The following is a 23,670-nucleotide window of genomic DNA, read 5'->3' as shown; positions in this document are numbered from 1 at the left end:
TCAGACTCTTTGCAGGTTTCTAAGTTCCATCATGTGGCTTCTGGCAAGGGTAAGAATTTTTTCAACATGCTTTTTACTTATGTGAAGTGCATTTGAGATTTCTTTTTCCGAAAGACCGCTAAAATCATGGAGAAAGAAAATCTGTCTCTCTGAAAACGATAATGACAAAAGCTCTGCCGGATGTAGCAGAGTATAAAGGTCTGCTCTTGAATCCTGTACTGTCTTTTCATAACATACATCAAAGGCTATACGTCTTAGCCATGCGCTAAAAAGAGCAGGGTCCTTCAGCTTTATGATATTTTTTAGTGCTACTGAATAAATCTCAGTTACCGCTTCCAAAGCATCCCTGTCGTTATCAAGTATGTGTCTGCAATAGTTATAGGTATCATCAACCGTGAGGTTATAAAGCTGCGCAAAACATTCGGAATCATCGTTCCAAAGCCCAATGACGAGTTTTCGAATTTTTGCGGATTTTCTGTTTATAAACATCTGATCACCTGCCTCGTTTTTTATGTGCTTCATGAGAGCGTTGACGGAGCGGTTTCAAATTGTTTGTAGGCTCCCGTTATCAAAGTGTAGAAATGATCGGCGGATAAATCTTTACTTAAAACTGCGGAGTATGAGAGAACAATCGGAAGCTCCGGCGAGATAGTGTTATGATTTCTGACTCGTCTTTCCAGTTCACCGGTAAAAAGCTCCAATGTGTTGTCATCACATTCTTCTATTATGACCAGAAATTCGTTGCCGCTGTTTCTTCCTATCAGTCCGTACTGAGTTCCAACGGATTCAAGAATGGCGCAAAAATCCGAGATAATTCTGTCTCCGCCTGCTCGTCCGTTCTCTTTGTTTATTTCCTTGAGATTACTGATTACTAGAAGAACACATCCAAGGTCTGAGAGCTTTTCGGGCGAGTCATATTTTTGTGAGATTCTGTCAATACTGTATCTGTTTGGCAGGCCTGTAAGTCTGTCAAGATAGGAGAGATCATTTAATTCTCTTACAATATCCGAACTTTTTTTAAGTATGATAAAATCTGTCAAAATTGACGAAAAACCGATAATGAGACAGAGCCAGGTTACTATGAATGAAATAGTAAAAAAGACATTCTTTAAAATCTGACTCCGGAAATCCTGATTTATGATAAGGATAAAAAGATATATAAAAGTGAGCACAATAAGAACAGCCAAAAATATGGCCTTTGCCCTGCGTAGTTTTTGTACAAGCCTTGGTCTGTAGGTCATTAAAATCCCCCTTCAATGGCATAAAATGCACATTTTCTTACTTAATAATTATAAGGAGTGGTTATTTAAAAACTATGCATTAACCATAAACTTAAAATAAAGTTAGGGTAAATTATTCGGGAAATCAAACATATGAAAAATGTAATTTAGTATAATCTTATTGAGGTGATTACTATGATGATTTTATACATATTTATGCTGATTTTTATGATATTGACAACTCTTGGAATATATCTGTATCTTGATGAGTGCAGCCAGCTGAGAAGAAGACTTATTAAGCTTGGAGCACCCAAAAGAGAGGTAATGTCATTCCCCGGAAGATTCCATATCTTTTATTTAAAAGAGCTTTTGTATGAAAAAGAAACCGAACTTGCGGAAGAATGTTTTCTTACAGTTGAAAGAGATATATGAATAAAATCCCGAACAGTGCATGTTCAATGTCATTGAGTGCATGTTGTCCGGGATTTTTTATGGATTTTTACAATTTGATAAATTTTGCTTCTCTTTTTTCAAAGCGTGTGTAATATCTAAAACCGCAGGATTTTACCATATGAACTGCTGTGTCAAAACCCAGGGCTACATGCTCGGGTTTATGAGCATCGGACCCAAAGGTCAGAATTTGTCCACCGAGCTCATGGTATCGCAGGATGACAGCCTTTGAAGGATTGGGTTCCCCAAGAGACGGCTCTGAGTAGATGGACTTAGTATTTATATCAAGTCCTTTTCCTTTAGCTATAAGGGTTTTTAGTATCTCGTCAATGATGTCGGCATAATCTTCATATTTGTAATTCTTATTAAGATTCGGGGCATAACGGACAAGATAATCCAAATGCCCGAGTACATCAAAATCATCAAAAAGCTGTATGTTTTCAAGCGTTGACTCAAAGAACTCGGTAAAGGCTTCTTTTTCGGAACGTCCTTCATAAAAGGAAGAATAATAGGGGTCCTTACCATGACAGACGTGATTTGATCCGATCACGAAATCAAAGGGATACTTTTTTATATAGTCCAGATTTTGTGGAACAATCTGAGGCTGGAGTCCTACCTCAATGCCGAAAAATATATCGATAAGTCCTGTGTATTTGGCTTTATATTGCAGAAGTTCACTCATGTATTCATCGGTATTGACTTCAAAAATCCCCGGAGCAAGATCGGGAGTAGAAGGATAATCCATGTCCATGTGTTCCGTAATACAAATGGCAGGGAGCTTTTTTTGAAGTGCTTTTTCTATCATCATCTCCATGGGAGCTTCTGAGTCACCGGAGTGATGCGTGTGCATATGAAAATCCGCAGGTAATATTTTTGACATAAATAAATTCTCCATGATGTTAAGCTATATGTAATTTTGACCATTACATAATAGTATAAAAAACTAAAATATGCATTAAAAAGGTGGCAGCCGATGTTGTATCGACTGCCACCAAATTATTTATTATTATGTGAGTGCGAATTTTTATGATTTGAAGAAGGCCATTTCCTGATTGAGCTTTTCGGCGATTTCCTTCAGGGAATCTGCGGAAGATGCAAGAGTAGTAACCGTAGCGGAGAGCTCCTGCATTGATGCTCCCGTTTCTTCTGAGGAAGCGGCATTTTCTTCGGAAATAGCGGATAGTGCGCTCATAGTATCAACAACAGCATTCTTGGAGGAATCACAGGTATTTGCACCCTGAGAGATGAGACTTACACCACCTACTGTGCTTCCGATATCTTCAAGCATGCCGTTTACAGCATCGAGAGTCTCACCAAGTGCAACCTGCTGGTCTATGTTCCCCTGTTTTACATCGGCTGCCGCAGAAACGGCTGCGCTACTCTGCTCGAGTAGTATATCCATTTCTCTTCTGATATCATCTGCCATCTTCTTGGAATCATCTGCAAGCTTTCCGATTTCCTCGGCAACAACTGCAAAGCCTTTTCCTGCTTCGCCGGCTCTTGCTGCTTCAATAGAAGCATTGAGAGAAAGGAGGTTTGTCTGGGATGCAATGGATGAGATTCCTTCAACCTTGTCGTTGATACTTGCAACTGCCTCCTGAGTAGCGGAGATGGTATTTGAAATATCATCAATCTTATTGGTCATGTCAGCAGAGGATGCCTGAAGTGAAGCAAGGGATTTGCTTGAAATCTCCGATGCTTCCTTCATCTTCTGAGTTATATTTGAAAGGTTATCTGTAGAACTTTGTACATCCATAACAGCATCACCGATTCTTCCGACATTTTCGGAAGCACTCTGGATTTCATCTGCCTGCTGGGTAGCGCCGGAAGCGATTTCCTGTACTGCATTAGATACGTCTTCGGCTGTCTGAGAAATCTGGTTGGCAGTATCGGAGAGTTCTTCTGAGCTCATACCGACTGTAGCTGCAGATTCCTTTATATTTGTAACGATATGATCGAGTTTTTCGATAACATCATTGGTGCTGCGGACCATCTCACCGAATTCATCTTTTCTGTCTGCAAATTTATTAACCTTATGGAATCTTCCGTCAGACAGTTGAGAAAGTGATTCGTTTACTGCCTCAACGGGATTTGTGAATGAAAATGCCATCTTTATTGAAATAATGCAAGCTATGATAAGCATTACAACGCCTACAGCAATAACTATAAGGGCTGAGGATCTTGCTGCCGCATTAACCTTCTGTGTGTTTGTTGCAGCACAGATTGTCCAATCGGAAGCATCGTTCTTTACATAAGTAACGATAGCTCTGTACCCTTTTCCTGTATCGGCTTCATAATTACCGCTCCTTTGACCTGAAGTCATGAATACCGAATTTGCGCGGCTTTCTTCGTTTTCCTCAGTGATCTCATATTGTGAATGAGCTGCAACCTGACCTGTTCTGTCAACAATAAATGCATCCTCACTTTCTTTTGCAAGAATATCATGGAAGTCATTTAAATCATAATTTCTCTGAACAATACCAAGAACAGAACCGCTGTCAGTATCCTTTATGGGACAGGAAAAAGTGACCTGACGTACACCTGTGGCACTTGAAACAATTACATCTGAAATGTCGGTTTTTCCTGCCATTGCATTTTTAAAATAATCTCTTGAAGCAACATCAACAAGATTACCTTCTGTTCTAAGAACCTGCATGCCGTCTGCGCCTGTAAGAACAGTAAGCGAATTGTCGGCCATCATTGTATCCACATTTAACAGATATTGAAGCTCAACTTCCCTAAGACCTTCATCATCCTGTGCTTTCATAAAGGCAACTGTCGAAGGAGCCATTGCAACCGCCTGTATTGCTTTCAGATTATTATCAATAACTCCCTGCCACTCTGATTCAAGATATGAGGATTCCCAGCTCATGGAAGAGAGAGCATCAGTCATTGCCTTGTCGGTTGAAGTCTTGTAGCTTACCGCCGATGAGATAATAAGGGGAACTGCGCAAACAAGAAGCATAACAACAATCAGCTTTGTTTTAATACTGTTTCCCACATAGATATTACTTTTTGAAGCTTTAGAATTAGTGCCCATAACTACCTCCAATTATGAAAACTGAGAATTGCGATGTATTGAAAGATTTCATCACAAAATAACATTAAGATGTTACTTAAAATATAGTATATTATTGATTGTGCGTGTATTAAATAAGTATGAAAAAATTGTATAAAGTACATTAAGAGATGCTATGAAGTGATTATTTTATGTTTTTGGGCAAAGATTACTTGAAAAAAAGTGAGAAGTCAGATAAAATGTATTTGCTGTCAAATTTTTGACAATCATGTTGTAAAGAATTAGTAACAGCAAATAAATTATTTTTAATCATTTTAGGAGGACTTAAAATGGCAGTAAAGGTAGCAATTAATGGTTTTGGCCGTATCGGTCGTCTTGCATTCAGACAGATGTTTGAGCATGAGGGAACAGAGATCGTAGCAATCAACGATCTTACAGATCCTAAGATGCTTGCACACCTTCTTAAGTATGACTCTTCACAGGGTAAGTACAAATATGCTGATTCAGTTTCTTACGGTGATGATTCCATCACAGTTAACGGTAAGAAGATCACAATCTATAAGGAAGCTGATGCTAAGAATCTTCCTTGGGGTGAGATCGGTGTAGACGTTGTTCTTGAGTGCACAGGTTTCTACACATCAAAGGCTAAGGCACAGGCTCACATTGATGCCGGCGCTAAGAAGGTTGTTATTTCTGCACCTGCTGGAAATGATCTTCCTACAATCGTATATAACGTTAACCACGAGACACTTACAGCTGATGACAACATCATCTCAGCTGCATCTTGCACAACAAACTGCCTTGCACCTATGGCTAAGGCTCTTAACGATTTCGCACCTATCCAGTCCGGTATCATGGCAACAATCCATGCTTACACAGGTGATCAGATGATCCTTGACGGACCTCAGAGAAAGGGTGACCTTAGAAGAGCTCGTGCAGGCGCTGTTAACATCGTTCCTAACAGCACAGGTGCTGCAAAGGCTATCGGCCTTGTTATTCCTGAACTCAATGGCAAGCTCATCGGCGCTGCTCAGAGAGTACCGGTTCCGACAGGTTCAACAACACTTCTTTTCGCTGTAGTTAAGAGCAGCTCAGAAGTTACTGTAGATGCAATCAACGCAGCTATGAAGAATGCTTCAGATCCTGAGACATTTGGTTACAACGAAGATGAGATCGTATCTTCTGATATCGTTGGAATGACATTTGGTTCACTCTTCGATGCAACTCAGACAATGGTTAACAAGATTGGTGACGATCTTTATGAAGTTCAGGTTGTTTCATGGTATGACAACGAGAACTCATACACATCTCAGATGGTTCGTACAATCAAGTACTTCGAGAAGTTCGTTAAGTAATTATCGTTCGAGGTTATCTCGATTGCATGATGCGAACTTTCTTATGAATCATTTTCAAAGAGATCTATAGAGAGGTCCGGTCCTAATGGACCGGACCTTTTTCATTATTTTATTTATCCAGGAGGAAAAACAAATGGCACTTAATAAGAAATCTGTAGACGATTTCAACGCAAAGGGCAGAAGAGTACTTGTTCGTTGTGATTTCAACGTACCTCTTAAGAATGGCGAGATCACAGATGAAACACGTATCAACGCAGCTCTTCCTACAATCAAGAAGCTTATCGAGGATGGTGGTAAGGTTATCCTTTGCTCACACCTTGGTAAAGTAAAGAATGGCCCTAATGAAGGCGAGTCTCTTGCACCTGTTGCTAAGAGCCTTTCAGCTAAGCTTGGTAAGGATGTAAAGTTCGTTGCTGACTACAATGTAACAGGCGCTGATGCAACTGCTGCTGTAGCGGCTATGAACGAAGGTGATGTAGTACTTCTTCAGAATACACGTTTCCGTGGTAAGGAAGAGACAAAGCCTTCAGACGCCGGCGAAGCTTTCGCTAAGGAACTTGCAGATCTTTGCGACGATTATGTATGTGACGCTTTTGGTTCTGCACACAGAGCACACGCTTCTGTAGCTGTAGTTACAAAGTTTGTTCGTGAGAAGGGCGGAAACTGCGCAGTTGGTTATCTTATGCAGAAGGAAATCGACTTCCTCGGCAATGCTGTTGAGAACCCTGTTCGTCCTTTCGTAGCAATCCTTGGTGGTGCTAAGGTTGCTGATAAACTTAATGTTATCAATAACCTTCTTGAGAAGTGCGATACACTTATCATCGGTGGTGGTATGGCTTATACATTCCTTAAGGCTAAGGGATATGAAGTGGGTCTTTCACTCGTTGATAACGAGAAGATTGATTACTGTAAGGAAATGATGGAGAAGGCTGAGAAGAACGGCAAGAAGCTCCTTCTTCCCATTGATACTGTTGTATCAGCAGGTTTCCCGGATCCTATCGACAATCCTGATATTGAGACAGCTATCGTTGAGTCAAACGCAATCCCTTCTGATAAGGAAGGCCTTGATATCGGCGTTAAGACAAGAGAACTCTTCGCAGATGCTGTAAAGAGCGCAAAGACTGTTGTTTGGAACGGACCTATGGGCGTATTCGAGAACCCTGTACTTGCTGAAGGTACAAAGGCTGTTGCTAAGGCTCTTGCTGAGACAGATGCTACAACAATCATCGGTGGTGGTGATAGTGCAGCTGCTGTTAACCAGCTTGGCTTTGCTGATAAGATGAGCCACATTTCAACAGGTGGCGGTGCTTCCCTCGAGTTCCTTGAAGGTAAGGAGCTTCCCGGCGTAGTAGCTGCTGACGATAAAGATTGAACACTTAGCGATAAGTAATCACCTGGCGAGGTTTCTTCGAGCCAGGTGTACTACTTAGTTCGACCTGGCGATAGCGAGAGTCGAACTTCCTTATGAAAAAACCTAAAAGGAGACTTTTTTAAATGGCACGTAGAAGAATTATTGCCGGCAACTGGAAGATGAACATGACACCTTCTGAAGCTGTAAAGCTTGTTGCTGAGCTTAAAGATTTAGTTAAAAATGATGATGTAGACGTAGTATACTGCGTTCCTGCAATTGATATTGTTCCTGTAGTAGAGGCTGTTAAGGACACAAACGTTAATGTTGGTGCTGAAAACTTCTACATTGAGGACAAGGGTGCTTTCACAGGTGAGATTTCTGCACCCATGCTTGTAGATGCAGGTGTTAAGTATGTTATCATGGGACATTCTGAGAGAAGAGATATCTTCGGTGAGAATGATATCCTTATCAATGCTAAGGTTAAGAAGGCATTCGCTGCCGGCCTTACACCTATCCTTTGCTGCGGTGAGTCTCTTGCACTTCGTAAGGCAGGCACTTACAAGGAGTGGATTGAGAGACAGATCACATGGGATCTTAGTGGTGTAACAGCTGATCAGGTTAAAAAGCTTGTTATCGCTTACGAGCCTATCTGGGCTATCGGAACAGGCGAGACAGCTACAGCTGATCAGGCTGAAGAAGTTTGTGCTTTCATCCGTGAGCTTATTGCTAAGCTTTACGATCAGGCTACAGCAGATGAAGTTCGTATCCAGTACGGCGGATCAATGAATGCAGGTAATGCTGCTGAACTTCTTTCAAAGCCTAACATTGATGGCGGTCTTATCGGTGGCGCATCACTTAAGCCTGATTTTGGTAAGATTGTTAACGCATGATGCCAAGGAAGAAAATCGTAGCCGGAAACTGGAAGATGAATATGACTCCTGCAGAGACAGTTGCTTTTGTAAGTAAGCTTAGGCCTCTGGTCGACGATGCTGATGCAGACGTTGTTTTATGCGTACCTGCGATTGATATTGTTCCTGCTTTAACCTCAACCAGGGGAACATGTATCGAAATCGGTGCTCAGAATATGCATTATGAAGAAAATGGTGCATATACAGGAGAAATCTCAGCCGGAATGCTTTCTGAAGCGGGTGTTAAGTACGTTATCCTTGGTCACTCAGAACGCCGTGAGTATTTCCATGAAACAGATGAGGAGCTGAATAAGAAGCTCAAGAAGGCATTTGAACATGGTCTTACACCAATCCTTTGCTGTGGGGAAACACTTGAGCAAAGGAATAAGGGAATTACACTTGATTGGATAAGAATGCAGATAAAATCCGATCTTTTCGGAATTTCAGATGCGGATGTTGCGGAAATGATCATTGCATATGAACCTATTTGGGCTATCGGAACCGGAATGACCGCAACTTCCGATCAGGCTGAAGAGGTTTGTAAGGCTATCCGTGAGTGTATTGCAGAGATTTATGACGATTACACAGCTGAATGTGTTCGCATTCTGTATGGTGGATCGGTAAATGCAGGTAATGCTGCAGAATTATTTGCTCAGCCTGATATAGACGGTGGTCTGGTAGGAGGCGCATCACTTAAACCGGAATTTGGAAAGATTGTGCGCTACAAGTAAGAAAGTTTAAATAGTTTTTTTAGATCGAGTAGGCGGTTATTTTGCCTACTCGATTTTTGGGAGTGGAGAAAAGGGAAATGAAAAAAGATAGAATAGGTGGAATCATTAAAGGGATGCTTTTTGCGTTTGCTGCTGTAGCAGTATTTGCAGAAGGTTCTATGGATGCAAAGGCAGGAAACCTTGCTAATGCAGGGGATATTTCCAATGGTCAGGCTGTGCAGGGAACAATAACAGAGTCTGACAAAGAGATGTACTATAAATATACAGCTTCAGGTTCGGGGTATGTTAATTTTTCAGTAAGCCCGTCTGCACTTACTACAGACGAGCCCAGGTGGGAGATTGATCTGTATGACGCTGATGCTTCTGAAATTACAGATTGTCACGGAACAAAGCCTGTTACCAATAACGTTATGGTACATGCAGGTTCATCATACTTTGTAAAGATAACTAACTGGTCATCAGCGAGAGATGTCGCTTACACGATCAAGGCAAATTATGTACCTTATGAATATGTTGTTACTGAGCCTAATAATGGGGCTTCAAATGCTAAGCAGGTAGCATTTAACAGCGAATATCTTGGTGTGATCGATAACAGCCGTGATGAGGATTTCTTTAAGATAACTGCTCCTAAGGCAGGAGATGTTAACATTGATTTTAAGAGATATCAGATTACATCTACTGAGATGCCTGAATGGGATTTTACTTTATATGATTCATCAATGAACAGACTTTACAGCATCAATTCCAAGTTCCAGGATGATGTTCACAATACTGAAGGCGTTCATTATGTTCTTGATGCCAATAAATCTATTTACGTTAAAATAAACAAAAGTAACAGTAATGCAATAGGCGAGTTATACTCGTTTAAAGCATCTTTTTCACAGAACAAATTTGTAGAAAAAGAGTCAAATAATGACTTTAACAAAGCTACTAATATTCAGTTAAAGAAGTCATACCTTGGAGTTATGGGTGAAGATAATACAGGTGATTATTTCAGACTTAAGACAAAGGGTAGCGGAAAATACAAGGTAAATCTTAAGCTTGATAAAGCCGTAAAATACGGATACTCAATTAAGATATATGATTCTTCAAGAAATCTTGTGGCTTCAACACAGAAAAAAATATATAAAAACGGCTCTTTAAAATTCAGAGCTAAAAAGAAAAAGAAGTACTATGTAGTGGTAGAGCACGCTGACAAGGGCTTCTTAAGCGGTGGTATTTGTGTTGGTACCGTTTACAGATTAAAAGTCGGCAAATAATTACATGAAGAGAAGAGACTTTGCAGTCTCTTCTTTTTTATGATATATTTTAGTTGTTTTTGAAGACATTTTTTTAGGAGGAGATAATATGTTGGAAAAAGTTTTCAAATTAAGGGAACATAATACTACGGTAAAAACAGAAATAATTGCCGGTCTTACAACGTTCCTGTCAATGGCGTATATCCTCGCCGTTAATCCCAGTATTCTTGGAACTGTAATGAATCCCAGTGGTGTATTTGTTGCAACTGCAATAGCTTCAGCTGTTGCTACATTCTGTATGGCGTTCATGGCAAACTATCCGATTGCACTTTCTGCAGGTCTTGGACTCAATGCATATTTTGCTTATACGGTTTGTCTTGGTGAACTTGCATCAGAAGGTGAGAATGCTTTTAAAATCTGCTTAACAGCAGTATTTGTTGAAGGTATTATTTTCCTTCTTATGTCACTTGTAAAAATTCGTGAACAGATCATCAATAGTATTCCTCAGAACCTTAAGTTCGGTATTTCTGCAGGTATTGGTCTTTTCATTGCTTTTATCGGTCTTCGCGGAGCAAATGTTATCGTTCCCAGTGAGTCAACAACAGTAGCACTTGGTAGCTTTGCTGATGCTGACGTTGTTCTTTGCCTGATTGGAATTGTTATCATTGTTGTTCTTGAGCATTTCCATATTACCGGATCTGTACTCATTGGCATTATTTTAACCTGGGTTCTCGGAATGGGTGCTCAGGCATCAGGCTGGTATACAGCAACTAATGCATTCCCTGATTTCTCTGCAGGTCTTCAGCTTGGAGGAATTGCAGACACAGCATTTAAGTTCAACTTTGGATGGGTTGCATCACACTTTGTTCAGTTTATAGCAATCGTATTCAGCTTCTTATATGTTGATATCTTTGATACAGTTGGAACAGTAGTAGGTGTTGCTGATAAAGCAGATCTTCTTGATGAGAATGGAAATCTTCCCAAGGTTGGCAGCGTATTTATGTCAGATGCTATCGGAACAACAGTTGGTGCATGCCTTGGTACATCAACAGTAACAAGCTTTGTTGAGTCAAGTGCCGGTGTTGCTGCAGGCGGTCGTACAGGACTTACAGCTCTTACAACAGGTATTATGTTTGTAATATCACTTGTACTTAGCCCTGTTTTCCTTGCAATTCCTTCATTTGCAACTGCTCCTGCTCTTGTATATGTTGGTATGCTGATGGTTTCAAGTGCCAAGAACATTGAGTTCGATGGTGACATTGCTGATACACTTGGTGCTTATCTTGCACTTGTAATGATGCCTCTTTCATATTCAATCGCAACAGGCATCATGTTTGCAGTACTTGCATGGGTTCTCGTTAAAGTTTTGATTGGCAAGATCAAGGACGTTTCTCCTGTTATGTGGATTGTTTTTGCAATGTTTGCAGTAAGAATTGTTGCACTGATTACAAATTTCCAGTAATAGAATTTCAGATAAAAAACTGACTGTTACACTTGAAAACAAAAAAGGATGCTTACTACCGAAATAACCGGTAATGAGCATCCTTTTTTTATTTATCAGAATAAAATAGTGATTCGTAGGAAGATTGTCATGACAGCTCAGCTGCATTTATTATAGCCATGCGTTGCTCTGCCTGAAGATTCTGATTGGCATCCTCATCAAATGCACGATCAATATTTTCATCGGAGAGTTCTTCACGGTTTTCTTTTTTCATGGCTCTGACAATTCCCTCCTGAAATACCTTTTCATCGTTTGAGACGGAGTTTTTGTCGTTTTCATACAGGTCGCGAAGACCTTTTTCGTGATCATAGGCATACCTGCTGATGTTGCCCTCAATATATAACTCTCTTAGCTGAGAGTCGGTGTAAGTATCTAACTTCAGGTTATCCTTTTCCTTTTTTTCTGCCAGTTTATTAAATGAATTTTCCTTGGACGAAGTTACTTTTTTCTCTTTTTTGCTTTCAGCAGCCTTGATATTTTCCATCATTTTTTCTGCAGCTGAGGGCTTATTTTCCTGGGACTTTTTCATTTCGTCAAAAAGCTTTTTGGCAGCAGAGGAATCATCGGAAACTTTCTTTTCGGGAGCCTTTTTTTCGGGAGCAAGTTCCCGCACTTCACCAAGATCTTTGTTCTCTTTTAGCTTATCTTTAGCTATTCTGCTGGCTTGAGCGGTGTCGCCGTCCTTGGAAACAGCAACAACATCCTTGAAAACCTCTTTGATTTTTTCTTTTCTCGAAGAGTCGTTTTCGTTTTGTTCTTTTAATTTGTCTGTGGCCTTAGCAGAAGTGTCCGGCGAAATCTGTATTCTTTCAACACCACCGCTAATCATAGAAACGCTTAAATCTGCCATGGTATACCTTCTTTCTCCCCAGACCCAACAAATAATATGCATATATTCCTAGAGTCATTATAACACAAAATAAATTATCTGACAACTCATAAAAATATCTGAATATAATATTCGGGATAATTTTATATTGTGTGAAATATTATTTCTTACCAATAATTAGAAATTATATTGATTGCGAGTTATAAGTATCGTTTAGATTTTGTTAATGAATTAGTAATTGACAGAGATTACCCTACACACTAAAATAATAACGCATGATACGATAAATAAAACCAATAAGATTGATGGAGGTCACTTATATGTCCAGGAAAGCCACTATTACTCAGGAAGAGATTGTAAATGCGGCATTTAAGATTACCAAAAAGGAAGGCTTTGATCAGATTACTTCGAGGAGACTCGCAGCTGCTGCAGGGTGCTCGACACAGCCTATTTTCAGAATCTATGACAACATGGATGAACTGAAAAAGGATGTGGTTTTGAAGGCAGTTGAAGCATTTGAGGTGTTTTGCAGAAATATTGAAGCCAAACATGATACACCTTTCGTTGATCTTGGACTTAGTTATATAACCTTTGCTCAGAAAAATCCGAATCTTTTTAAGCTTCTGTTTATTTCAACTGATACCAATGAAGGTGTTAGTATGTATGATATTGTAAACGGAGCAGATGAAAATGTTGTTCGCGAGGTATCTAAGGCAAGGGATCAGGGAGTTCCTGACGCTGAACAGCTTTTCATGAAGATGTGGATATTTATTCATGGTGCCGGCTGTATGGCAGTGACAGGGGATTACGACCTTGAGGAAGCAGATTCTATTGCGATGCTTGAGTCAGCATATGAAGCATTCAGACTTTCCTGATATGCCTGATTTCATCGGAGATTTGTTTTTATAACGGTACTGGCAACCTACCGTACACTGCCGGATATAAACATGCGTTTATAGATGAGGAGCGATATAATTTAATGAAGCAGATTGCTGTAATCGGCTGCGGTGCGGCCGGAATGATGGCGGCTATTTCCGCAGCTAAGAGCGGAGCAGCCGTCACTATTTTTGAAAAAAATGAGAAACCCGGAAAAAAGATTTATATAACCGGTAAGGGCAGATGCAATGTTACAAATGCCTGCGATATATCAGAGTATTTTGACAAGATTCCGCATGGAGCCAAGTTTTTATACAGTGCTCTTTATGGCTATGATAACACTCAGGTAATGCAGCTCTTTGAGGAAAATGGCTGCAAACTGAAAACGGAGCGCGGTGACAGGGTATTTCCCGTGTCAGACCATTCATCTGACATAATCAGTACACTGGTCAGAATACTTAAGAAGAATAATGTAGAGATTAGATACCAGGATGAGGTCAGATGGATACAGGTTACCGAGGACGGACATGTTAAGGCAGTTGTTTCCGAAGACTCCGGAATAAGTGAATTTGATGCTGTTATTGTCTGCACAGGAGGACTTTCCTACGCATCTACAGGTTCTACCGGGGATGGCCTTAAATTTGCAAAGGAATTGGGACACAGAGTGACAAAGACGACCCCTTCCCTTGTGCCCTTCGAGGTAAAAGAGGAATGGTGCAGAGAGCTTCAGGGCTTATCCTTAAAGAATGTCAGTATTAAACTTGAACAGATTCCGGCGGACGGCCCAGGAAAGAAGAAAAAGTATGTATATGATGGCTTTGGAGAGATGCTCTTTACACATTTTGGAGTAAGCGGGCCCCTTATACTTACGTCAAGCTGCTACTATGAAGAGGCAGACAAAAAGGGTAATAAATACTCATACGTGATACATCTTGATCTGAAACCTGCTTTGTCGGAGGAACAGCTCGATAAACGTATCCAGCGTGAATTCGAGAATGGAAAAAACAGACAGTTTAAGAACAGCCTGAATTCGCTTTTTCCTTCAAAGATGGTGCCTGTGATGGTTGAGTTGTCAGGAATTGACCCCGAAAAGCAGATAAATGCAGTTACAAAAAAAGAGAGGCTTGAGTTCGTTTCACTGATAAAGAACATGAAGCTTAATGTTACGGGATTAAGAGGCTTCCCGGAGGCGATTATTACAAGGGGCGGCGTAGCTACCGGTGACATAAATCCTTCCACCATGGAGTCCAAAAAGGTAAAGGGACTGTATTTTGCCGGTGAAGTCATAGATGTAGATGCACAGACAGGAGGCTTTAATCTCCAGATAGCATGGTCTACAGGCCACTTGGCGGGTGAACATGCAGCAACGGATCAGTAAATTAAAGATTTTTATAGAGGAGGTGACAAATAATGGGAAGCAGTATTGCCATAGATGGTCCTGCAGGTGCAGGAAAAAGTACAATTGCAAAGATAGTATCCGCTAAACTTGGATTTATATACATTGACACAGGCGCAATGTATCGTGCGATGGCAGTTCATATGATAAGGAACGGAGTTTCGGGAGACGATAATGCCGAAATTGAGAAAAATATAGATACCGCCGATATTTCAATAGGACATGAGAACGGAGAACAGGTTGTTTACTTAAACGGTGAAAATGTGAATTCACAGCTGAGAACAGAACAGGTAAGTGCCATGGCCTCTGTTACGAGTGCTAATGCAAAGGTTCGCGAAAAGCTTGTGGAGCTTCAGAGAAAGCAGGCAAAGACTACAAATGTTGTTATGGACGGAAGAGATATAGGAACTGTGGTACTTCCCGATTCGGAACTCAAGATCTACCTTACGGCAGGCACCAGAGTACGTGCTGAACGAAGATACAAGGAACTTATAGAAAAAGGTGTGGACTGTAATCTTGACGAGATAGAAGAGGATATTAAAGAGAGAGATCACAGGGATATGACAAGGGAAAACTCACCCTTGAAAAAAGCCGATGATGCTATTGAGATAGACTCTTCATATATGACCATTGAAGAAGTAGCAGATAAAATCATTTCACTTTATAAAGGAAATTAAAAATATGGAAGTAATACTTGCCGAGCATGCAGGGTTCTGCTTTGGAGTTACAAGAGCTGTAGATGAGGTCTATGAGCAGATTAAGAAAAATGTGGGAAAGAAAATTTACACCTATGGCCCCATAATTCACAATGAAACTGTTGTTGCAGACCTTGAAAAGCAGGGAGTAAGCGTTGTTGAAGGCCCTGAGGACTTAAAAAAACTGAAAGAAGGCATATTAATTATAAGATCTCATGGGATTCGCAAGGAAATATATGATATAATTGAAAAGCAGGGGCTGGAAGCCATAGATGCTACCTGTCCGTTTGTAAAGAGGATACACAATATAGTTGCAAAGGAGAGCGCAGAGGGTAAGACAATAGTAGTTGTCGGAAGTGCAAAACACCCTGAAGTCGACGGTATTGTAAGCTATGCCACGGGACCCGTTTTCGTTGTCGAAACGCCTGAGGAAGCGACCAATCTTGATATTCCGGAGGGAACTGAGATCTGTATAGTTTCCCAAACAACATTTAACACAAATAAATTTCAAGAAACCGTTGATAAATTTTCTAATTCGCGCTACAATGTTACTGTTGTGAACACTATTTGTAGTGCAACGGAGGAAAGGCAAACGGAAGCAGACCGAATTGCCGGTCAGGTTGACGCTATGATAGTGATTGGCGGAGCGCACAGTTCTAATTCACGGAAACTGTATGAGATATGCAGTAAGAAATGTGCAAATACATATTTTATTCAAACACTGGATGACTTGCATTTAGAACTTCCTAAAGCGGTTAAACTAGTGGGAATAACCGCCGGGGGGTCCACCCCAAAGAACATTATCGAGGAGGTTCAGAATCATGTCAGAACAATCTTTTGAACAAATGCTCAATGAGTCGTTCAAAACAATTCATACGGGGGAGGTCGTTGAAGGCACTGTTATATCTGTGAAGCCTGATGAGATTATTCTTAACATTGGCTATAAATCAGATGGTGTACTTACAAAGAGCGAGTACAGCAATGATAACAGTATCGATCTGACTCAGGTGGTTAAGGAAGGTGACACAATGGATGTCAAAGTCCTTAAGACCAACGACGCAGACGGTCAGGTTATCCTGTCATACAAGCGCCTTGCCCTCGACAGAGGTAATAAGCGCATTGAAGAAGCTTATAACAACCAGGAAGTACTTACAGCTAAGGTTGTACAGGTACTTGATGGTGGTCTTACAGTAGTTGTAGATGAGGTTCGCATCTTTATCCCTGCAAGCCTTGTTTCCGACACATACGAGAAGGATCTTTCCAAGTACGAAGGACAGGAGATCCAGTTCGTAGTAACAGAATACAATCCGAAGCGCAGAAGATATATCGGTAACCGCAAGATGCTCATCACAGCTGAGAAGGCTGAGCAGGCTAAGAAGCTGTTTGAGACAATCGGTGTTGGAGACATCGTTGAAGGTGTTGTAAAGAATGTAACAGACTTTGGTGCATTCATCGATCTTGGCGGTGCAGACGGACTCCTTCACATCTCAGAGATGTCATGGGGCCGTGTTGAAAATCCTAAGAAGACATTTAAGGTTGGTGATACAGTTAAGGTTCAGATCAAGGGTATTGATGGCAGCAAGATTGCTCTTTCAAGAAAATTTGACGATGAGAACCCTTGGAAGGATGCTGATTCCAAATATGCTGTTGGTAACGAAGTAACCGGTAAGGTTGCAAGAATGACAGATTTTGGTGCATTCATTGAGCTTGAGCCCGGCATTGATGCACTTCTTCATGTATCTCAGATTGCAAGAGAGCACATTGAGAAGCCTTCAGATGTACTTAGCATCGGCCAGGAAGTAACTGCCAGAATCGTTGACTTCAACGAAGCAGATCGTAAGATCAGCCTTAGCATCAAGGCTCTTACTGCTCCTGATAAGGAAGAAGAGGAAGATGGTGATGTTGTATCAGTAGATATCGACAAGGCTATCGCAGAGCAGGAATAATAAAACAAGATATTATGAGCAGCCGTACATTTCATATGTACGGCTGTTTTTTTATTATATAGATAAAAATATATCTCATAATATTTACTTTATTTTGTTTATGTTTATTTTATTTTACATAAAAAGTGGGGTTGGTTATACTTAAATTACGATGATAACTGTATTATTAGGCTCTTTTATGGAGGTGTTTACAAATGGCAGCTGATTACGAGTGGTTTAAGGGCGAAGTATATAAGCTTACAAAAATCGATCTTAATGCATATAAAGAAAAACAGATGAAACGCAGAATAGATACGCTCATTGGTAAGACGGAGTGTAAAGGCTATGATCAGTATATGGATTTGATAAAAAAAGACCAGACTGCACGTGAGACGTTTATTACATATCTGACCATTAATGTATCTGAGTTTTTCAGAAATATCGATCAGTGGAACCTGATGGACAAGCAGATGGTTCCGGAGCTTATTAATAAATTTGGCAAGAACCTGAAGATCTGGAGTGCTGCATGTTCTACAGGTGATGAGCCATATACAATTGTAATGCTTCTGTCCAATCATATTCCGCTTAATCAGATCAGCGTAATGGCGTGGGATATTGACACGGTAGCGCTTGCAAAGGCAAGAGCGGGCGTATATGATGCTAAAGAAGTATCAGGTGTACCTGCTGACCTCAAAAAGAAGTACCTTACACAGGAAGGTGATAAATGGCGTGTTTGCGATGATATCAAAAAACGTGTAAACTTTAAACAGGCCGATCTTTTGAGAGAGCCTTATCCGAAGGACTATCACCTTATTGTTTGCCGTAATGTGCTTATTTACTTTACTGAAGAAGCAAAGGATGAAATCTTCAGAAAGTATTACAACGCACTTGCTCCCGGTGGGGTATTGTTTATTGGAAGCACTGAGCAGATTATAAATTATAAGGAGATAGGCTTTATCAGAAAGAGCTCGTTCTATTACGAGAAGCCTATGTGACAAAATATAATTAACAACCAGGAGAGGAACGTATGAAAAAAGTAAATCAGTTTTGGGGAAAAATAATGGTGGGATTAGTATGTATTATCGGATGCAGTCTGTTTATACCCGTAATGGGTGTAAAGGCTGCATCTTTACATGGAGAGAGTAACGAGGAAAAAATCTTCTATTTTTTCAGAGAAGAGATGAATTTCAACACTGCTGCAGATGCCGGGGTACTGGCAAATATCGAAAAAGAATCATCTTTCAGACCAGGAGCTGTAGGGGATAACGGATCAAGCTATGGTATCTGCCAGTGGCACAACGACAGAGCATCAAGGCTGAGGGGATGGTGTGGAAATAATGGATACAACTGGCAGGATCTGGAAGGTCAGCTGAACTATCTTGCATATGAACTTAAGACTTATTATCCAAATACTCTTGGCATTGTAAGGGGGGTTGATAATTCAGCCGGAGGAGCTTTTAGTGCCGGACATGACTGGTGCTACTATTTTGAAATACCGGCTGATAAAGAAAGAAAATCAAATGAGAGAGGTACACTTGCCAGAGATGTTTACTGGCCAAAGTACAAGGATATAACAAGTAAACTGAAAAAAGGTAAGACTTATGTAACCGAAGAGGGTGTTTTCAAAGCTACCGGTGACTTTGAGGTAATGTTTAAAGGGATGGCTGACAAAGGCGCTTCAGAACTGGAAATACCAAACAAGGTACTTATAGGAGAGGTTTCTGCAAAAGTTACTTCGATAGCACCTAATGCATGTAAGAAAAATAAAAATGTTGAAAATGTCACAATTGGCACAAATGTGACAAAAATAGGTAAAAATGCATTTTATGGATGCTCAAATTTGCAGGAAATATCCATTAAATCAAAAAAGATAAAGACCTTTTCCAAGAACTGCTTCAAAAAAATAGCTGATGATGCTGAGTTCTATGTGAAAGGATCTTCAAAAAAGAAGTATGCAAAAATGTTAAAGAAGGTAGCACCTAAGGATATTAAGGTTAAAAAGCTTTGATGAAAATGTTTTCTTATGAGGGTGGGGGAATATATGCATCATAATAATATTTATCTTATCTATTCACTTGGTATTTTTCTTATTGGAATGGGATTTTTTATAGCGGGGGAATTTAACAGACCTCCGAAGCCTGAACTAAAGGATCCGAGTCTGATCGGGCATGAGGATGAGAATACCGGAGAGGATTCTGAGCCGGGGATAGCTGAGATTTCCGGGGAGGATATACAGATGCCTGTTCCTGAGCCTGAGGAACCTACAATAGAGGATATAGCACTCGTAAATGAGGAAGAAGGTGAAGAAGAGGGAGAGGTCGTAGAAGAAGAAACTGAGGTGACAGAGGAAGAGCTTGAACCTCCGGCTTATGACGGACATGAGGAGGAGAGAATAGAGCTTATTAAGGAAAATTATGTCCTTCAGGAGGCATACGACAGTTCCCGCACCACAACATTCATTGGCTTTGCTTTCTGGGGAATGGCATTTGTATGCGCTATTCTTTACTTTAGAAGCTAAGACTGAAATAAAAGGGCTGACGCATTAGCGTCAGCCTTTCTTTATTATGCTCTTATGGGTTTCCAGGTTATTTCATAGATACTCTCCATAAGCTTTCGAAGTTCTTCCTTCATAGACTGGCAGGCGCTGTTTTCATCGGTATAGCGCATAAGTCCGATTTTCTCCTTGTGATCAAGGAAATAGACTTCCCAGAAATCTTTATTTTTAGTCATGCATACTCTGCCGTCATGTTCCCCACCGATTTTGTAGAGCTTGGATGGAACGAGGTGTTCTTTGAAAAATGTTTTTAACTCTTTTGTTGTCATACTTATCCTCCATTCAACGGCTTGTGCAGAGTATTTCTGTAAAACCATTTTACATAGTATTAAAAACTACATATAGAATAACACAAAACTATATGTATTTCAATTGTAATCAAATTTATACTTTTTTAAGAATGTTCAAAGACGAAATATAGTATGATTATAGTGTATAAGTATGTGAAAAATCGTTTACGAATGAGGAGTAGACGCATGGAAGAACTTGAGATCACCCGTATAACAGATGATGCTGCCGAATTGTTTGAAGGTATGCTTCCTGAATATGTAGTGGATCTTTTGAAAAACAAAAAAATAGTAACTTCCCTGGCGGCAGTGCTGAAAAACAAGGTGATAGGAGCATTGTCGGGCTTTGCGAAGGATGGATATTTCGAAATAATCTCAATATATGTTCATCCGCAGTACAGAAGAAATGGCGTAGGAAGAGCCTTGATAGAAGCAGTTAAGGAAATGCTTGAAGATACAGATCTTTTTATAAGTGCTGAGTACACAGCTATGGATGAAGACACAAATTCGCTTAGTGCATTTTTTGAAGCCTGTGACTTTGCAGAGGATAGGGATGAGTATCCGTTTTATTTGGAGGACCGCCTGAAACATCTAAAAGTAAGAACTAAGAGCCAATCCTGTACACAAACGGATATCAGAATGCTTTCCAAAATTACGGCTGATGATTTAAAAAGAGCAGGAAATGAAGATATTCCCGTTACCTTAAATACGATGACAGCTCAGAATATTTTGGCAGAGGAAAGCTTTATTGCCATTGATAATGGACTGATGGTTGCAGTTTCTCTGGCAGAGGAGCTTGGTGAAAAGCTGATAAGACTATATACCTTTGATGTAAATCCGAATAATATGGACAGACTGACAGAGCTTTTATCATATACAGAGGAAGCTCTTAAGGGAAAATATGAGCCTGACACAAAAGTTATACTGCTTGCATGTAACCCGCGGTATGAAGAACTATTTTATTCGATTCTTAAATATCCAGAGATAATATCGCACAGAATGGTGTACATGTTTTAGTACACCAAGTAATAAATAACCACACAAGCGTCATCAAGATTTTTAGACGAAGCAGATAAAATCATAGACAAACATAAAAGCAACTACACGGGAATCATGTCTTATGGGGGGATAAGCATGAGTGAAATTTTCAAACATAAAGATAAAAATAAAAACATAAATGATCCGTTCGATCAGGAAAATGTTATACAAACCGGCAATCTGCAGGAGAATTATGAGCTGAAAAAAAGACAGAAGAAAAATGTCCTTCAGTTTGAAGAACAGCAGATAAATGATGGGCAGCCTGAAGAATTGCAGTTAACTTATCTGCAACAGGACGGATGGCATTTAAGGGAACAGATATCGTCAAATGACGATGAAACTATGCCCTTTTTTATAACAAATGATAAGGAGTACCTTGAGCAGCTCCTCGAGAGATCCCATGAGGATAATCTGACAGTAAAATTGAAGAAAGAGGAGATGTTTGATGAGGGCAACTGGTCTGAGTATTCGTATGTTCGCGGAAAATTCAGACAGATTCTTTCTGCTGCCAAAAATGACAAAATTGCTCAAAAAGCTGAGGAAAAAGAAAAAGCAAAACTAAAGAAGCGATATGGCTTTGCTGACCTTTGCACCGTCAGGGAATACAATAGCCTAAAACAATATCTTGAAAACAGACAGGGGAATACTCAGGCGATGACAGAAGGGAAGGATGAAAGCAATGATCCTGCTCTTATGGCTTACGTAAATTCCATATTGTCAGTGGAAATTACGGAGAAAACCTTTACCGATGAATACCTGTCAAATCATATAGTGACACTCTGTGAATACTGCCAGAATATTCAAAAATACATGGATATTAAGGCAGCTTATCCCATGTTCTTTAATAATCTTCCCGAAGATAAAAAAATAATTTTGGAGAGCCGCGCCCGGGTAGGGAAAGAGCTTAGTGATTTGATTTTCATGCATATGAAAGCTCACGGCATTGAGATAAGGAAAGAAAAAGATAGGAGGCCGTCCGCTGATATTACAGAAAATGCCGATAAAGAAATGCAAATAGAAGCGGAAAATAAATATACCTACAACAGGGATGAATTCCTTGAAAATAAATACCCCATGGAGCACCTTAATTTATCGGAACTGTTCGTAAATGATAATGCATTCAGTTCTAAAAAAACAATAGCAAAAACTATTGAAAAAATAAGTGCAAAAGAGTGCCTTGGAGAGGAAAAAACCGGATTGGTACAGGGAAGCTTAGGGGAAATGCAAAGAATCCTGAAGGTGAGAGATGAATTTTGCGGAAAACTTCCGGGGCTGCGGGGAATGTACCTTACAGCGAAGACTACCGCAGAAAAAAGCAGGATTGCAGACAAAATAGCAAGAATAAACAGAAGAATAGCTTTTGCTACAGTATGTGCCGATCACTACAGAGAGTACATTGATTATATTCTTGGAGAAGCAAAGCATATTTCAAGAGAGACTGACGAGTTCATCAGAAAACAGACTGACAGGATAAGACATGCCAAGGCAGTAGAGGGAGACCGGATAGCTCTTAAAATGCAAAAGCAAAAAAGTCAGGGCGAGGATAAGCGTTCTGAAAAGACTGATACAGAAAAAGAGAATGAAGTTAATATTCTTGCAGGAATACTCGGAGTAAAAGGAATTTACGACAACGTCGACAAAAATGTTGCGACAGAAGGAAAGGGCATTATAAGAGAAGGCTATGTTCAGAATCTTCCTGATATTGAACAGAGCCAGGTCAGAAGAGGAATAAGGAAAATCAATAATATATTCGGATCAGCGAAAAAGAACGGAATGGATGTCATATATCCCGAAGGTGTTTTAAGAAAATTCAGCACTTTAAGGATAATGGATTTTCTGACAGGTCGTGATAACAGAGGAGATGAGGATCTTACTTACAACACTGAAATTAAGGATTATGAGGGTAAGAAGGCTGTTTACATATCTTCTGTAATATCGATAAATGAAAGATTGGCGTTTAGCAGGAATACGCAAACTGATCCAGTGGCTATGGGAATGGTCGACAAAAGCAGCAGGTTCCTTTTTCCTTATGATGTTGAATTTGCTGACAGAGTTATGAAAATTGATCCGGATACGATGCTTAATAAACTTATTGAGAAGGGCGCGGAACTTGATGAAGCTGAAAGGAAAGCTTTTAAACAGAGATACCGCAAATTACAGGAATTGTTTGTGAAGGATCTCGCAAGCGGATGGCGGTCGCGTTCATCCAAGGAGAACAGAAATAAAACAAGGCAGGAAGACATAAATGATGGTTATGCCGAAGTAGATGAATCCCTCACTAATTGATGAGAAAAAAG

General features: G+C 40.1%; 23 protein-coding genes. 17 read left to right on the top strand and 6 right to left on the bottom strand.

Annotated elements, in window-relative coordinates; all coding sequences use genetic code 11:
• On the bottom strand, positions 1–522 hold the full coding sequence (locus BV60_RS0112240; RefSeq protein ID WP_029322167.1) for an RNA polymerase sigma factor: 522 nt from the start codon (positions 520–522) through the stop codon (positions 1–3).
• Positions 519–1,241 carry a GGDEF domain-containing protein gene (locus BV60_RS0112235; RefSeq protein ID WP_029322165.1) on the bottom strand — a complete coding sequence of 241 codons (723 nt, stop codon included), beginning with the start codon at positions 1,239–1,241 and terminating at the stop codon, positions 519–521. Before BV60_RS0112235 ends, BV60_RS0112240 begins: the two co-directional genes overlap by 4 nt.
• A gap of 174 nt (positions 1,242–1,415) precedes the next feature.
• Between BV60_RS0112235 and BV60_RS0112230 the strand changes: the two genes are divergently transcribed.
• Complete coding sequence (locus tag BV60_RS0112230; RefSeq protein ID WP_029322163.1) at positions 1,416–1,652, top strand: hypothetical protein; 237 nt, start codon at positions 1,416–1,418, stop codon at positions 1,650–1,652.
• Between the two features lie 67 nt (positions 1,653–1,719).
• Here BV60_RS0112230 and BV60_RS0112225 read toward each other — a convergent pair whose 3' ends face one another.
• Positions 1,720–2,550, bottom strand: coding sequence for a histidinol-phosphatase HisJ family protein (locus tag BV60_RS0112225; protein ID WP_029322161.1), 831 nt, complete (start codon positions 2,548–2,550; stop codon positions 1,720–1,722).
• 144 nt (positions 2,551–2,694) lie between these two features.
• On the bottom strand, positions 2,695–4,710 hold the full coding sequence (locus BV60_RS0112220; RefSeq protein WP_029322159.1) for a methyl-accepting chemotaxis protein: 2,016 nt from the start codon (positions 4,708–4,710) through the stop codon (positions 2,695–2,697).
• Positions 4,711–5,018: 308 nt separating this feature from the next.
• Here BV60_RS0112220 and gap point away from each other — a divergent pair, with 308 nt between their 5' ends.
• From gap to BV60_RS0112190, 6 genes are all read left to right on the top strand, one after another.
• Positions 5,019–6,044 carry a type I glyceraldehyde-3-phosphate dehydrogenase gene (gene gap, locus BV60_RS0112215; RefSeq protein WP_029322157.1) on the top strand — a complete coding sequence of 342 codons (1,026 nt, stop codon included), beginning with the start codon at positions 5,019–5,021 and terminating at the stop codon, positions 6,042–6,044.
• Positions 6,045–6,177: 133 nt separating this feature from the next.
• Positions 6,178–7,416: a phosphoglycerate kinase gene (locus BV60_RS0112210; RefSeq protein WP_029322156.1), complete on the top strand. Its 1,239-nt coding sequence runs from the start codon at positions 6,178–6,180 to the stop codon at positions 7,414–7,416.
• Positions 7,417–7,538: 122 nt separating this feature from the next.
• Entirely contained in the window at positions 7,539–8,285 is a 747-nt protein-coding gene (gene tpiA / locus BV60_RS0112205; protein ID WP_029322154.1) for a triose-phosphate isomerase, read from the top strand.
• The gene (tpiA, locus tag BV60_RS0112200; RefSeq protein ID WP_029322152.1) at positions 8,285–9,034 is read left to right on the top strand and encodes a triose-phosphate isomerase; all 750 of its coding nucleotides are present in this window, start codon (positions 8,285–8,287) and stop codon (positions 9,032–9,034) included. The genes tpiA (BV60_RS0112205) and tpiA (BV60_RS0112200) overlap by 1 nt, the downstream gene beginning before the upstream one ends.
• A gap of 77 nt (positions 9,035–9,111) precedes the next feature.
• Complete coding sequence (locus BV60_RS0112195; RefSeq protein WP_029322151.1) at positions 9,112–10,293, top strand: hypothetical protein; 1,182 nt, start codon at positions 9,112–9,114, stop codon at positions 10,291–10,293.
• A gap of 91 nt (positions 10,294–10,384) precedes the next feature.
• On the top strand, positions 10,385–11,734 hold the full coding sequence (locus BV60_RS0112190) for an NCS2 family permease (RefSeq protein ID WP_029322149.1): 1,350 nt from the start codon (positions 10,385–10,387) through the stop codon (positions 11,732–11,734).
• A gap of 127 nt (positions 11,735–11,861) precedes the next feature.
• Here BV60_RS0112190 and BV60_RS0112185 read toward each other — a convergent pair whose 3' ends face one another.
• The gene (locus BV60_RS0112185) at positions 11,862–12,623 is read right to left on the bottom strand and encodes a hypothetical protein (RefSeq protein WP_029322147.1); all 762 of its coding nucleotides are present in this window, start codon (positions 12,621–12,623) and stop codon (positions 11,862–11,864) included.
• A 299-nt stretch (positions 12,624–12,922) separates the two neighbouring features.
• On the opposite strand from BV60_RS0112185, the gene BV60_RS0112180 reads away from it, so the two are divergent.
• The 8 genes from BV60_RS0112180 (at position 12,923) to BV60_RS0112145 (ending at position 20,012) form a co-directional block, all read left to right on the top strand.
• Positions 12,923–13,477, top strand: a complete 555-nt coding sequence (locus BV60_RS0112180; RefSeq protein WP_029322144.1) for a TetR/AcrR family transcriptional regulator — start codon at positions 12,923–12,925, stop codon at positions 13,475–13,477.
• A gap of 104 nt (positions 13,478–13,581) precedes the next feature.
• Complete coding sequence (locus BV60_RS0112175; RefSeq protein ID WP_029322143.1) at positions 13,582–14,856, top strand: NAD(P)/FAD-dependent oxidoreductase; 1,275 nt, start codon at positions 13,582–13,584, stop codon at positions 14,854–14,856.
• Positions 14,857–14,888: 32 nt separating this feature from the next.
• Positions 14,889–15,551, top strand: coding sequence for a (d)CMP kinase (cmk, locus tag BV60_RS0112170; protein WP_029322141.1), 663 nt, complete (start codon positions 14,889–14,891; stop codon positions 15,549–15,551).
• A 4-nt stretch (positions 15,552–15,555) separates the two neighbouring features.
• Positions 15,556–16,410: a 4-hydroxy-3-methylbut-2-enyl diphosphate reductase gene (ispH, locus tag BV60_RS0112165; RefSeq protein WP_029322139.1), complete on the top strand. Its 855-nt coding sequence runs from the start codon at positions 15,556–15,558 to the stop codon at positions 16,408–16,410.
• Entirely contained in the window at positions 16,391–17,515 is a 1,125-nt protein-coding gene (gene rpsA, locus BV60_RS0112160; RefSeq protein WP_029322138.1) for a 30S ribosomal protein S1, read from the top strand. Before ispH ends, rpsA begins: the two co-directional genes overlap by 20 nt.
• Positions 17,516–17,709: 194 nt before the next feature.
• Positions 17,710–18,489 (top strand): CheR family methyltransferase, encoded by a 780-nt coding sequence (locus tag BV60_RS0112155; RefSeq protein ID WP_029322136.1) that lies wholly within the window; start codon positions 17,710–17,712, stop codon positions 18,487–18,489.
• 32 nt (positions 18,490–18,521) lie between these two features.
• Positions 18,522–19,502, top strand: coding sequence for a phage tail tip lysozyme (locus tag BV60_RS0112150; RefSeq protein ID WP_029322134.1), 981 nt, complete (start codon positions 18,522–18,524; stop codon positions 19,500–19,502).
• A 33-nt stretch (positions 19,503–19,535) separates the two neighbouring features.
• Positions 19,536–20,012, top strand: coding sequence for a hypothetical protein (locus tag BV60_RS0112145; RefSeq protein WP_029322132.1), 477 nt, complete (start codon positions 19,536–19,538; stop codon positions 20,010–20,012).
• A 44-nt stretch (positions 20,013–20,056) separates the two neighbouring features.
• On the opposite strand, the gene BV60_RS0112140 is transcribed toward BV60_RS0112145, so the two are convergent.
• Positions 20,057–20,317, bottom strand: a complete 261-nt coding sequence (locus tag BV60_RS0112140) for a hypothetical protein (protein ID WP_029322130.1) — start codon at positions 20,315–20,317, stop codon at positions 20,057–20,059.
• A 207-nt stretch (positions 20,318–20,524) separates the two neighbouring features.
• On the opposite strand from BV60_RS0112140, the gene BV60_RS0112135 reads away from it, so the two are divergent.
• Together BV60_RS0112135 and BV60_RS0112130 are read left to right on the top strand one after the other, a co-directional pair.
• Positions 20,525–21,352 carry a GNAT family N-acetyltransferase gene (locus BV60_RS0112135; protein WP_029322128.1) on the top strand — a complete coding sequence of 276 codons (828 nt, stop codon included), beginning with the start codon at positions 20,525–20,527 and terminating at the stop codon, positions 21,350–21,352.
• Positions 21,353–21,469: 117 nt separating this feature from the next.
• A complete protein-coding gene (locus BV60_RS0112130; protein ID WP_029322127.1) occupies positions 21,470–23,659 on the top strand; it encodes a hypothetical protein in 2,190 nt (729 codons plus the stop codon).
• Positions 23,660–23,670: the final 11 nt, after the last annotated feature.

It is taken from the genome of Butyrivibrio sp. AE3004 (assembly GCF_000703165.1).
GTDB lineage: Bacteria > Bacillota > Clostridia > Lachnospirales > Lachnospiraceae > Butyrivibrio.
Note: the sequence above shows the minus strand (reverse complement) of the source record. Positions and strands in the feature narration are given on the sequence as shown.